This window comes from Sphingobacteruim zhuxiongii (genome assembly GCF_009557615.1).
Classification (GTDB): Bacteria; Bacteroidota; Bacteroidia; order Sphingobacteriales; family Sphingobacteriaceae; genus Sphingobacterium; species Sphingobacterium zhuxiongii.
In genome coordinates, this window is sequence record NZ_CP045652.1 from 2775502 (window position 1) to 2789019 (window position 13518).

A 13518-nucleotide genomic window follows, 5' to 3' on the forward strand; every position below is an offset into this window, starting at 1 on the left:
ATAAAAAGACCAGCGCGCTAGTTGTGAATATATCTTAGTTTGCGAGATTGTTGAGGTGTCTTACGACTTAAATAAACCCTTTATCTTTGCAATACGCAACTAGCTGCTCATTTTTCGTAAATGCTAAAATATCGCGCATCATATTTAAGCGCTTTTCAACACTGCTCAAACCTGAGGGTTTTATGTTTTTTTGTTTAAGGTGATTTGGTATCTCCTTTTGCAAAACACCTTCTGATAATAGTTTTACAATCTGAATATCTACTATTGAGAACTCAAAGGTATTGCTTTGTTTTAGGGATTGTTTAACATCGAAGGATATATAACTATTCCCCTGGTAAATAGCTGTGAACGCATCCCTTAGATGTTGAGCATCTCTCCGCGCTTTTCTAACATATCCATCAATACCATATTCATTAAACAAGCGATCAATAATAGCTGGTCGATCTTCTCCAGAGAAAACAATGATTTTCAGGCTTGGTTGAATAACCTTGACAGCCTGAATCAGTTCAATTCCATTCCCAATTCTTTGCTTGTTATGATCTTCTTCAAAAGACAAATCAGTAATTAACAAATCAAATGGTTCGCCATCTTGCAAAGCACGACTTATCCATGCTAACGCATCGTCACAGTAAAAGACATACTTTGCTATCTCCACTCCTAAATCACTGATGGTTCGCTTGACAGAAACATTAGTGATCTCATGATCCTCTGCTATTAATACTTTTCTAAACATATGGTGCCTTGTTTTGAGGAAGCGGAAGTATAATTTCTATTTTTAATCCTTTCCCATCTTCAGAACCAAAATTAAATTTACCGTTCAACCTTTCCATACGGGTTCCCGTATTCCGCAAGCCATTCCCCTCTTTTTTTATTGATGACAAGCCAACACCATTATCTTGATAAAAAATATTCAAATAATTATCAGTCTCTTCAAATCTGAATATCACTTCATCAGCCAGACTATGTTTACGCATGTTAACCAATAACTCTTGAAAGATAATAAGAAGATCATCCTTCGCCTTTTTGGGAACACGATTCCAGATGTGAGGGTCATTACCAACAATAATTATACGCACTTTTTCATTTGAAAATGAACCTAGTAAGGTAGAAACATCTGAAACAAAAGTAGACAATGACATATCCTTCGATGGTTCATAAGAAATATCTCTTGATTTCTCGTACATGACCTCCAGTTTGTCCAATAGGTCTTGTTTATCGTAATCATCTTTATACTCCAATTCAGTCATCACACGATAAATACCGTTAGCTACAACATCATGAACTTTCTTAGACGTCGTCAATTGAATTTCCTTTACCTTGTTCTCCAATTCCATCGTCATTCTTTGTTTCCGCTTTCTGGCCCACAAGATGTAATAAATTAACCCGGATAAAACACCCCCAAACACGATGACCATTAGTATTCTTTCTTCCGAAATACGGAGGTCTCTATCAAGTACATCTTTTTGAAGCTTTAAATTATGAATCTTATTTTTCTCGGATTCATACCGAATTAAAGCATATTGATTTCGAGCTTTTAAACGAGCTGAACGAACGCTATCATCCAGATGTTTATAGACTTGAAAATAATATTTTGACGAATCAGCATCGCTTACCTTGATCAACTTTTCCGCAGCATTAATACGATCGGCGCTTACATCGATTTTATTGGCTGAGGCAAAAGATTTCAAAGCATACATTTTTGCTGAATCTGCATTTCTGCCATAGTGATAGTCAAATAAATGAGCATAGCTGGAATTTAAACCATAATTATCAGAAGACTTAAGCCTTATATTTAACGCTTTATGTAGATCAGGTAGAGGATTATATTTGTTGTCTATACGCCAGCGAGTATTCGCATAATTGGATAGAATACGAGCATAATCGTTGTCATTCTTATGCTCGACATCTAAATTCTTTTTATGTATTAAATACGCGCCCTTAAAGTTGTTTGCGGCAAACAGCGTAACCGCTTTTTTTGGAAGTACACGATCGGACAAAAATTGCGGAAGTCTGCGTTGAAGGTAAATCTACTATTAAAACCGTTAAAGAAAGCCCTTTTAACGTAGTTGTTTTGGATGCGAAGAAATTTCACAATAGCCCCATGGAGCTTAGTGATGTCCTCGACAGAGCATCAGGTGTCAAAATCAGACAAAGCGGAGGACTGGGTTCTCATGCTTCAATTAACTTGAATGGGTTTTCTGGGCGACATGTTAAAGTATTTATCGATGAAGTTCCCATGCAAGGTATGGGCTCTGCTTTTCAAATTAACAATATCCCCGTCAATCTTGCCGAGCGCATTGAAATCTATAAAGGCGTCGTACCGATAGAGTTAGGATCAGATGCCTTAGGCGGTGCGATTAACATTATCAGTAACAAGCACAAAAAATCATACGCCGATCTCTCCTATTCTTTAGGGTCATTCAATACACATCGCTCGTACCTCAACCTAGGATATGTAGATAAAAAAGGATTCACGTTTCAAATTAATGCGTTCCAGAACTATTCGGATAACAACTATTCTGTCTTTACGCAGATTCGCGAGATGGAGACAAGCAAGATGTCGGAGGAAAACCATTGGACAAAAGCATTTCATAATAAATACCACAATGAGACGGCGATATTCAAAGCGGGCTTTGTCAATACGAAATGGACCGATCAACTGTTACTTGGTCTGACTTTAGGTCAAGAATTTGCAGAGATTCAAAATGCCAACATCATGAAAATAGTTTATGGCGAGAAATCCAGGAATTCTACGACACTCATGCCATCCATAACTTATAGCAAAAAGGACTTTTTGACGAGTCGCCTAGATTTCACACTAAACGGTAACTATAATCGAAACTTCAATCAAAATATAGACACCGCATCTAGAGAATACAATTGGTATGGCGAGTTTTCACAGAGACGAACAGTTGGAGAAGCGGTAAATACTTTAGCGGAGTTTAACAACAATAATGCAAATGCTAGCCTCAACTTAATTTACAAGATAAACGACAAACATAGTATCTCCATAAACGATAATTGGTCCACCTACGAACGCAAGAATGCAGATCAAAAACAGGTAAAAGATGAATTCAGCATTCCCGATGCTAAATCTAGTAACTACAAGAATGTCGCTGGCCTTTCCTATCGTTATCAAATCAAGCGCAAATGGGTAAGCGCGTTATTTGCCAAACATTTTATTCAAAGCACGACAGGTATGGTAAATGTTGGCGAAAGCATTTCTTTCCCGACGTATAAAATAAAAACTACTAAAGCCGATGCCTTCGGATATGGGTTCGTAAGCACCTATTTCCACAAAGACTTTCAATATAAAGTATCAATCGAAAAAGCCCTCCGCTTGCCTTCGGCAACAGAGCTCTTGGGAGATGCTGTATTGGAACGATCAAATGCGTCTTTACGACCAGAAAATAGTCGAAATATTAATGTCGGCATCTCTTATCAAAAAGACCTGAATGAAGACCATGCGATATTTATTGACGCCAGTGGACTTTATCGAGACGTTAAGGATTTTATCCAACGTCAGATTGTTCAGCGTACCGGAGAAGCCCATAGCGTAAACCATGGTAAAGTGCAAAACATAGGAGCAAATTTTGAAGGACGATACTACTATAAGAATTACTTCAACATTGGCGGAACAGTCACTTACCAAAGCTTAGTAAACAAAGAACGATACGATCGATACGAGTCTTCACAATTGTCGCAAACCTACAACGATCGAATGCCAAATCAGCCTTATTTCTTTGCAAATGGAGAAGCTGAAGTAAAGTTTCCGCATTTAGGTGGAAAGTCAAATCTGCTCAGCATCGGATATCATTTACATTATACGCATTCATTCTTTTTACGCTGGCCAAGTATGGGCGAGCGAGGAGACAAAAGTACCATTGATAAGACCATAACACATGATCTCATGGCAACTTATGCAATGAAATCCGGAAGATATAATATCAGCATTGAAGGTCGAAACATTTCAGACCGCCGTGTCTACGATAACTTCAGCTTACAAAAACCTGGACGAAGCTTTAACGTTAAACTCCGCTATTTCTTTATGTAATTCATTTATACTCAATCATAATTTATATGTACCAAAATCAAACTACAAAACGCCCAAATTACAAACTCTTATTGGCAGCTTGTATTTTCGCTGCTTCCGCCAGCACGATCAGCTGTGACGACGACAAAAAAGTCCCGCTACCGGAAAGAAAATCAGATAAAGTCGAATTCTTTATCGCTGCGGAGCAGGGTGAGGCAAGTTACCTTGTTTCTGTACCGGACGTCAGCAAGGGAACGACCAGCATCAATGGAAAAGGACTCGAAACGGATACCTATACGACATGGATTTTCCCGACAGCAAAAGTCGGTATTGGCTTAAAATATCAAAAAGGTGATCCAGGATTAGGTATAGGCGTTGCATTAGGTCCAGACGGTAAAATTGTAAAAAGTGGAAGTGAATTTCAAATTAAATCACGCTTTACAACCTATGGTCCTTTTCAACAACAAGTACTCACGATTGTCGGCGGAGTTGCTGTCAACGATGACCTAAAGAATACGTATTCGACTTTCAACTTTATAGATCCCGCAAAAGGCAACGCAGTCACTACCATTAAAAAAACACGACTAATTTGACTGGGAACGGTGAATATGCTACGCTTTCAGGTGTTGTACAATTCGGATCAAATGAATTCTTGACTGCCTTAGTTCCATCGGTATTGAAATCTGCTACTGGAACAGGTGGAGCCTCGACTGGACCGACAAATTACCCTGATTCCGTTTGGATCGCCTCCTACGATAAAGACTTAAATGTTAAACATATCTATAAAGATGACCGTATCGGCTATGCATCCGGTAGATTTAGATCGCAATATTATTCTACAATTGCCCAAGATGGTAGAAATAATGTTTATGTATTCTCTCCTGCCAATGATAAAAACTCAACTAGACCAGCAGGTGTAATTCGGATCAACGCGGGACAGAAATCATTCGATAAAAACTATTACTGGAACCTTGAGACTGCAGTATCGAGTGCGGGTGTTGCTGATTCGAAAATCAAATTCCAAAAGGCCTATCATATTTCAGGTGATTTGTTTGCGATGGAATATGTACGTCCTGGAACACAGCAGCCTAAAGGCCCAGCAATGGCAAATGCAATTGCTATAGTCAATGTCGTGAACAAAACTTTCCGCTGGGTAGAAGGACTCCCTGACTTCAATAACAATCCAGATTTCGGGCTTCCATTCGCCGAGGGTGGCAAACTGTATATACCAGTGACGGAAGTAAACAAAAATCCAGCGATATACATTATTGATTCTACAACAGGAAGAGCTGTAAAAGGACTAGAAGTCGAAGCCAGCTCAATTACCGCTATCGGAAAATTAAGTACCTAAAATTTCCAAAACGCGCATAAAAATAAGCGCAGGATATACCCCTGCGCTTAAAAAATCAAATCGTTCAAAACTTACTTACGACTATTAGTAATCGCTTCAAACTTCAATAATTCATGCGGTGTATAGCCGTGGTGCTTTCTAAAAACTTTTATACAATGAGAAACACTACGATACCCCAAACGAATGGAAAGTTCATTGACATTGTAATTATTCCCAAGTAAACTTCTTGCTACCTCCATTCTATTTCGCACAATGAAAGCGTAGATCGAGGTACCAAAATATTGTTTGAAATCTCGCTTCAAATTCTTCTCATTATACTTAAAATGTGCCGCCAGTTCCTGTGCATTCGGTGGATTTTCCAAATTCATCTCGAGGTATGCTTTAACCTTTAATAGGGTTTCCCGAAAGGGCGCTTCTATTTGATTGCCGTTCGCATAATTTCGACTTTGATGCACTAAGAAAAGAAGTTCTTTCAACTTTAGAACGACATATATATAGGTATTTATTGAAAATCGCTTTGTCCCATGGAATATTTCTTCAAAGATCTTCAACATATGAAGATCTATCGCATAAGATTCATTAGGACGATTTTCAACGAGTCCAGACAGGATATACTGATGGAAATTGTCATTCATTATCCAGGATTCACCCGCCGTTATACTTAAGTAAAAAGAGCGTGACATCTTCAATAAAAGGTAATTCAGCTCTTCCGCAGGCTCAATAATCATTTGTCCCGACGCTCCTTGATTATGTAAATAATTATGTAGAAGCGTACCGACGTCATGTTTATAGTTTTGTCCACCTGCCCCATTTTGTACACTAGTTGAACCATGTAGGTAAAAAAGGAAGCGCACATGTTCACCAGAGGCGTCGAATTCTTCGGAAAGCATTTGTGTTGTCTTTGCCCTAAATTCCTCGATAAAGAAACCCGCGGAAAAAAGCTTCTTTATTTGAATCGAGACTAGGTCAGTGCGATGGATCTCTAAATCTTCTCGATGAACTATCGCTTCATGAGAAAATTGGTCGGCTATTTCAAGATCATATGTGATGGTATCAAGCTGCGGAATAATAGAATAAAGGCGCATTTAAGCAATTGGGTAATCAAATAAATAATAGACAAAAGTAAATAATTTAGAATTAATCTAATTAAAGTACTTAAAAATTATTAGATTTGCTCCCAGAGTTTAAACTCGAATAATTACTTAAATTAATAAGCGTAGACAGATAAAGAAAACTCAAAATGAAAAAAATATTATTACCTGCCTTCCTATTTCTGGGCTTTTTTGCAAATGCTCAACAAAGTACTCTTTTAAACCAAGATTTCTGGAAAGCTAAACCAGACCTCAATACTGTGAAAGCAGAAATTGACAAAGGAAATAGCCCTTCAAAAGCTAACGCTGGTTCATGGGATCCTGTATCGATCGCTATTGTTAATGGTGCATCGACTGATGTTTTAAAATACATGATTGAACTCGAAGGTAATAGCATAGATAAAAAGACACATCATAGCAGAAGCTATTTACATTGGGCTGTTGGCACTGGTAATTCAGAATTGGTCGACTACCTAATTGCTAAAGGTTCAGATGTTAAATATCAAGATAGTCACGGGTCATCAATTGCTGGCTCTGCAGCAAGTTCTGGGAATACCAACTTTGCAATATACGAGTCCTTATTTAAAGCGGGAGTAGATCCTAAACAAACTTATGAAGATGGCGCAAACATCTTATTGCTTGCAATAGCAAATGATAATGATTTAAAAATCGCAGAATATTTAACCGGAAAAGGACTTTCTATCAAAGATAAAGACGCTAATGGAAGTACCGCTGCGGATTATGCAATGCGTTTCGGCAACAAAGCCCTTGTTGAGAAACTGATCGCCAAAGGCATAAAACCGACTAATAATGCTCTATTCTTTGCAGCAATGGGATCTAGACAAAAGTCTAACGGTTTAGATATTTATAAATACTTGGTAGAAGATTTAAAACTAAATCCAAAAGCGACGAATAAAGATGGCGCAACAATCTTAAACTCTTTAGTACGTCGCCCAGATTTAACCTTAATCAATTACTTTTTAGATAAAGGTGTGGATGCTAATCTAGCGGATGTTGAAGGCAACACTCCGCTAATGGGCGCTGCTTCAGGTCGTGAGCTAGCAGCTGTTGAGTTATTGATTTCGAAAACGAAGGACATCAATGCTAAAAACGAAAAAGGTGAATCAGCATTAACTAAAGCAGTTTCTTCTGGTAGTCCAGAAATCGTACAAATTCTTTTGAAAAACAAAGCAGATATTAACGTCTTAGATAAAGACGGAAATAATCTAGCGTTCTATTGGTTTAACTCGTTCCGTCCAGGCCCTCCGTCTGGCGCACAAAAACAAGATCCATTTGCAGAAAAGTTGCAAATCTTGAAGACTGCAGGATTAGATCCAACTAAAGCTCAAACTGATGGAAGTACGCTTTATCATCTTGCTATTAGCAAAGAGAATATGGACTTGCTAAATAAGGCAGCTGAACTAGGCGTAAATATCAACGCACAAGACAAAGACGGTATGACCGCTTTACATAAGGCAGCATTAATCGCAAAAGACGATACTTTCATTAAGAAGTTAGTTTCTCTTGGTGCGAAAAAAGACCTAAAAACTGAATTTGATGAAACAGCATTAGATTTGGCTAAAGAAAACGATTTCTTAAAAGAAAACAGCGAATCTTTAGGCCTTCTTAAATAATTGAAAATGAATAAACTATATAAATTACTTGTTGTATTATTTATCGTATTGTTAGGTAGCAATAGCTCGTTTGCACAGTCGAGCAAATACAAATGCATGTTGCAAATGAACAGCTATCAAGGAGAGGCAGCCTACGTGGTAATTTCATTAATCGATGCAAAAGGTACTTACGAGAAAACGCTTGCTGTACTTGGTCCAGATAAGCAATGGTACAATACATTGAAGGAATGGTATAAGTTTCAAACAAAATCAAAGGAGAAGTTAAGCGCGATCACAAGTGCATCGATTGGCGGTGGTGATCGAGCAATTAAAACCATCAGTATCGATGATAGCAAGTTAAACAAAGGCTATAAGTTACGTTTTGAAACGGCAGTTGAGGAGCAAAAATATCATACAAAAGATATAGAAATCCCTTTGACGACGCAAGCGATTACTGAGCGTGCTGCAGGAACTGGTTATTTACGTTTTGTTAAACTTAGTAAAGTACAATAATTTATCCGTATGGTATTATCACTGTGGCGATATGCACATCTTGCCCTAGCGATTATTTCTTCAATTTTTTTAATCATTTTATCGCTAACAGGTGTTGTCCTTTCGATAAATGCCATATATGAAAAAACTCCTGATCTCAAAGTCGAGAATTTCGACCAGGTAAACCTCGCGCAAGTTATCCCTAAACTGCAAGAGGTTTACCCGGAGATCATATCCTTAAGCGTTGACCATCGTGGATTTGTTAGTATTGACGCCATCAACGATGAAGGTGAAAATGTTAAAGGGTTTATTGATCCTAATTCGGGGCAAAAGCTCACAGAAATTACACAGCAAAGTTCATTTATCCAATGGACAACTGCTCTACACCGTTCCTTATTCTTAAAAGAAACTGGCCGCTGGATTGTTGCGATTGTCTCCTTTCTATTGATCTTAATAAGTATTAGTGGAATAGCGTTAATTCTAAAAAGACAAAAGGGAATTCGTCATTTCTTCGATAAAATACAGAAGGATTTCTTCGCACAATACTTCCATGTCGTTACGGGCCGATGGATGCTTATTCCTATCCTATTAATCGCCTTTACTGGAACATTCTTGTTTTTACTACGCCTTTCAGCATTTCAAGGAGAAGAGCAAGAAGTGGACGTAAAATTAAGCGAGACAACTGATGAAAATAGTATTCCAGTAGCGGATTTCCCGGTGTTCAAAACGACGCTTCTTAAAGATGTCGAACAGATCGATTTTCCATTTATTCCAGATGATCCGGAGGAATTTTTCATCGTAAAGTTGAAGGATCAATCGATTAGCGTTAATCAAATCAATGGAAGCCTTGCTGCGCAAACTATGTTTGCCAAACAAAAGGGTTGGGAAAGGTGGAATTTAGATATGCATACCGGTAGAACAAATATGTTATGGGCATTGATCTTAGGCATTGCTTCGATCAACATCCTTGCCTTTATTTACACCGGTTTTGTTATCACCATCAAACGTGCAAAAACGAAGATAAAGAACAAATTTAAAGCCGAACAAGGACGTATTATTATCCTCTATGGATCAGAGAATGGAAGTACACTATTCTACGCAAATAAAGTACATCAGCAATTATTAGCCGCTGGGGAAAAATCATACTTAACTAGTATGAATCAATACGAATTATTTCCACAGGCAACACAGCTTTTAGTTTTCACGTCAACTTACGGATTAGGTGATCCGCCATCTAATGGGACAAAATTCTCCCATTTACTAAATCAATTTCCTCAGCAACAACATATCGATTATAGCGTTATTGGGTTTGGATCGACAGCTTATCCAGACTTTTGCGCCTTTGCAATGCAAGTTGATGAAAGTTTAGCAAAACAACAGTGGGCTTCGCAATACCTACCAATTCATTTGGTTAATGATCGTTCAATGGATGATTTCTTAAACTGGGTAAACGCTTACAGTGAAAAATCATTGCTCCCAGTTGCTACCGTAGCATCAGTGTATGCTGAAAAACAAAAGAAACTACAGAAATGGACTGTTGTCGAAAAAACAACAGTTACTGATGACAATAGCACTTTTAGAGTAACGCTAAAACCGCTCTCACGCGTAAGTTTTAATTCGGGCGACCTCTTGGCTATTTACCCCGCAAATGATCAAAGAGAACGTCTCTATTCTATTGGAAAAAACAACGGGTTGCTTCAACTTATTGTCAAAAAACATGAGTTTGGATTAGGATCCTGCTTTCTACATAATCTACAAGCTAACGAAGTCCTTAAAGCTCGACTAATGCCGAATAGAGCATTCAATCTACCGAAAAAAGCTAAAGAAGTCGCTATGATTTTCAATGGAACTGGTATTGCACCATTTTTAGGTATGATTGATGAAAATACGAGACAAGCAAAAATTCATCTTTATGGAGGGTTCCGAACAGAAAATTGCTGGATTAAAGAATACCAAGATTTTGCTCAACGCAAGATTCAACAGAATAGATTATCTGATTATCATTTTGCTTATTCTCGACATACGCCTGGGCAATATGTGATGGATTTAATCGCTCGAGATGCGACTGTATTCGCCGCGCTTTTGAAGAACGACGGTATCATTATGATATGTGGATCTCTAGTGATGTTAAGAGATGTAGAAAAAGCCTTAGACCAAATCGTACAAGAGTTGAACGATAAGCCACTAGCTTTTTACCACGAACGAAAACAAATCCTCCACGACTGCTATTAATCTATAGCTTATGAAGAGTTTTCTATCCAGTATAGCCTTACTCCTTTTCTTCGTCAACTTGAGCTCAGCACAGGTGCAAATCCGACGTAGCATGACATTAATGGGTTCTGTTTTTGAGATTACCCTTGTCGACAAGGATTCTAGCACGGCCAATCTTCATATCGATCAGGCTGTTGCGGAAATAGAACGCATTGAAAATTTAATTTCCGAATGGCGTCCAAATACACAGATTTCAAGAGTTAACCAAAACGCAGGTATCAAAGCCATTCAAGTTGATTCTGAAGTATACGACCTCTGTAAAAGAGCACTATATTTCTCTCAGATCAGTAATGGCGCATTCGACATCAGTATTGCTGCGCTCGACAAGATTTGGCGCTTTGACGGCAGTATGGAAGCGATGCCTAGTGAAGCACAAATACAACAGTCTGTCGCGCATGTGGGATACCAACACATTATACTAGACAGTACAAATAGCAGTATTTACTTAGCGAAGGCGGGTATGAAAATTGGGTTTGGCTCTATCGGAAAGGGATATGCAGCTGACAAGGCAAGAGAGGTCATGAAGAATCTAAATATCACAGCGGGTATGATCAATGCTTCTGGCGATATTGCTTCCTGGGGCGAGCAGTTGAATGGGGAACCTTGGACAATCGGTGTACTAAATCCTTTCAAAGCTCATAAAATGATTAAAGTACTGAAGTTTAAAGAGCATGCTGTTGCAACCTCTGGTAGTTATGAAAAGTATGTTGAGTTTAACGATGTTCGTTATTCGCACATCATTGATCCAAAAACTGGCTATCCATCCACAGGATTAGTAAGCGCAACAGTTTATGGGCCATCGGCAGAATTTGCGAATGGTCTTTCAACTTCTGTTATGGTTCTAGGTGCGAAAAAAGGAATAAAGCTTGCCAAGCAATTTCCTCAATATAGATTTATTCTGATTGGCGATAATAAAAAGATATACCGCTAGGGAATCACTTCAGCTTTTCAAGATTTCAAACAGCCGAATTTGCCGTTAAATAAAAAAAACACTGAGATCATTTCCTTACGGCTTTTGATCCCAGTGTAATTCAAACAATATATTAAAAACGATTTATTTAACGCTATTGACTAATCAACATCCCACCATAAACGAACAGATGCTTTATCTGTTCCGCCCAAATAGCTAACTCCTTCTTTAACACCTTGCGCGTTAGCGGTATACTCAGCTTCTGGATAAGTTAGGCGTTTGATGAACGTTCCTACCGGAAGATCGGCATTTTCTGAAGTGATCAAGTTGTACATATCTGGATAACCTGTACGTCTAAATTCTGCCCACGCTTCCCATCCATCAGGAAAGATTGCCAACCATTTTTGCGTACCAATCTGCTTACGTTGCATTGATTCACTTGTAGCCCATTTGATCGGGGTACTGGATACAGCGGCCGACTTATAGTAATCTCCGGGCGCCGTAGGCAAATTCTCAGAGTTCGTGTATGCGCTAACTTGAGCCGCATCAACTACACCCCATTGATTTAAACTTTGCTTAATTCCATCCTCATACAACGCTTGTGCGGTTCCGCCCATAGACCAACCATTTAATGCACCTTCAGCACGCAGAAAATACGCTTCGGCTGAACTAAGAACATGTTGTCTGTTCGTAAAATTCTGTGTAGCGACACCGTTCGCATTATAAGTAATCCAATAAGGTCCAACGTTTGACTGCAAGGTATTGGCATTGACAGAGACATTATTTACCATCACGTTTATATCCGTCGCTGGCATGCCATTCCTTCTAGAACTGAATTCCTTCGTTGTAAAATTCTTTTGGAAGAATATACTCAAACGAGGATCTTGATAGCCTTGCAGATAAGATTTCATTGTTGAGCTCATTGACGTCGCATACCATCCAGAAATACTTGCCATTCCGTTAAAGTCATTGCCCAACAAAGACTTTAACAAGCTCGCATTCTCGGTGTTGGCTGTCAACACTCCCGAGGCATATGCCTCCTCACCCATTTTTTTCGCTAAGCTTGGATCAATCTTCGATACGCGAAGTGCCAAACGGAGCTTTAAGGTATTGGCAAATTTGATCCAAAGGCCAACATTACCGCCATATAAGTTATCTTGACCGCCGAATAAACTCGTCGATGTGTTCAATTTCTTCAACGCATCAACAGATTTAGTCAAACGAACAAAGAAGTCTGCATAGATATCAGACATTTTATCGTATTTAACACCGTTGCTACCATCGGATTCTAGTGCTTCAGAATAAGGTATGGGACCCATGACATCCGTTAAGCGACCAAAATTATACACCCAAATTACATTCGCTAACGCATATTCTCCAGAGTTTGGATCAGCAGAATCTAAAATCGACTTCAACTGTGCTCCAACATGTACATAAGAAACGAGATACATTCGGCGAGCATACTCCGAATTGAGCATATAACGCTCTGTAGAAACGCTCTTCGCATAATATTGTGCGTAGATATCGGCAAAATAGTTTTGCGTCGTCTCATAGTAAGAAGCATTTACAAAAACAGAAGCCAATGCCTTGTTGAACAGATAAGGAAACTCAGCATTGCTGACATCGGTAATCGCATTTGGATCCCTATTATCTTCAACAAAGTCTTTGGTACAACTCGCGCTAAAGACTAATGGCAATGCTACGGCTAGGAATTTATATTTATGAATAAACTTTTTCATATCGTTTTTTTAAATAGA

At 38.6% G+C, this 13518-nt stretch carries 11 protein-coding genes; 7 read left to right on the forward strand and 4 right to left on the reverse strand.

Translation table 11 applies throughout. The features are described from left to right. Positions 1 to 67: 67 nt before the first annotated feature. Together GFH32_RS11870 and GFH32_RS11875 are read right to left on the reverse strand one after the other, a co-directional pair. Positions 68 to 733, reverse strand: a complete 666-nt coding sequence (locus tag GFH32_RS11870) for a response regulator (RefSeq protein WP_153511802.1) — start codon at positions 731 to 733, stop codon at positions 68 to 70. Further along, the gene (locus GFH32_RS11875; RefSeq protein WP_153511803.1) at positions 726 to 1997 is read right to left on the reverse strand and encodes a sensor histidine kinase; all 1272 of its coding nucleotides are present in this window, start codon (positions 1995 to 1997) and stop codon (positions 726 to 728) included. Before GFH32_RS11875 ends, GFH32_RS11870 begins: the two co-directional genes overlap by 8 nt. Between GFH32_RS11875 and GFH32_RS11880 the strand changes: the two genes are divergently transcribed. The 3 genes from GFH32_RS11880 to GFH32_RS11890 are packed head-to-tail and all read left to right on the forward strand — an operon-like array spanning position 1976 to position 5384. Beyond that, positions 1976 to 4054, forward strand: a complete 2079-nt coding sequence (locus GFH32_RS11880; RefSeq protein ID WP_153511804.1) for a TonB-dependent receptor plug domain-containing protein — start codon at positions 1976 to 1978, stop codon at positions 4052 to 4054. The two genes, GFH32_RS11875 and GFH32_RS11880, sit on opposite strands and share 22 nt — an antisense overlap. 26 nt (positions 4055 to 4080) lie before the next feature. Continuing rightward, positions 4081 to 4626, forward strand: a complete 546-nt coding sequence (locus GFH32_RS11885; protein WP_153511805.1) for a DUF4374 domain-containing protein — start codon at positions 4081 to 4083, stop codon at positions 4624 to 4626. Next, positions 4623 to 5384, forward strand: a complete 762-nt coding sequence (locus GFH32_RS11890; protein ID WP_153511806.1) for a DUF4374 domain-containing protein — start codon at positions 4623 to 4625, stop codon at positions 5382 to 5384. The genes GFH32_RS11885 and GFH32_RS11890 overlap by 4 nt, the downstream gene beginning before the upstream one ends. A 71-nt stretch (positions 5385 to 5455) precedes the next feature. Here GFH32_RS11890 and GFH32_RS11895 read toward each other — a convergent pair whose 3' ends face one another. Continuing rightward, on the reverse strand, positions 5456 to 6469 hold the full coding sequence (locus tag GFH32_RS11895) for a helix-turn-helix transcriptional regulator (protein WP_153511807.1): 1014 nt from the start codon (positions 6467 to 6469) through the stop codon (positions 5456 to 5458). 155 nt (positions 6470 to 6624) lie between these two features. Here GFH32_RS11895 and GFH32_RS11900 point away from each other — a divergent pair, with 155 nt between their 5' ends. From GFH32_RS11900 to GFH32_RS11915, 4 genes are read left to right on the forward strand one after another with little or no spacing between them, the layout of a single operon-like run. Then, entirely contained in the window at positions 6625 to 8109 is a 1485-nt protein-coding gene (locus GFH32_RS11900) for an ankyrin repeat domain-containing protein (protein ID WP_153511808.1), read from the forward strand. Positions 8110 to 8115: 6 nt separating this feature from the next. Beyond that, positions 8116 to 8601 carry a DUF2271 domain-containing protein gene (locus GFH32_RS11905; protein WP_153511809.1) on the forward strand — a complete coding sequence of 162 codons (486 nt, stop codon included), beginning with the start codon at positions 8116 to 8118 and terminating at the stop codon, positions 8599 to 8601. A gap of 9 nt (positions 8602 to 8610) precedes the next feature. After that, positions 8611 to 10812 (forward strand): PepSY domain-containing protein, encoded by a 2202-nt coding sequence (locus GFH32_RS11910; protein WP_153511810.1) that lies wholly within the window; start codon positions 8611 to 8613, stop codon positions 10810 to 10812. A gap of 10 nt (positions 10813 to 10822) precedes the next feature. Beyond that, positions 10823 to 11782 (forward strand): FAD:protein FMN transferase, encoded by a 960-nt coding sequence (locus GFH32_RS11915; RefSeq protein ID WP_153511811.1) that lies wholly within the window; start codon positions 10823 to 10825, stop codon positions 11780 to 11782. 140 nt (positions 11783 to 11922) lie between these two features. Here the strand turns inward: GFH32_RS11915 and GFH32_RS11920 are convergent, their stop codons facing one another. Next, positions 11923 to 13500, reverse strand: a complete 1578-nt coding sequence (locus GFH32_RS11920) for a SusD/RagB family nutrient-binding outer membrane lipoprotein (RefSeq protein ID WP_153511812.1) — start codon at positions 13498 to 13500, stop codon at positions 11923 to 11925. Positions 13501 to 13518 lie beyond the last annotated feature (18 nt).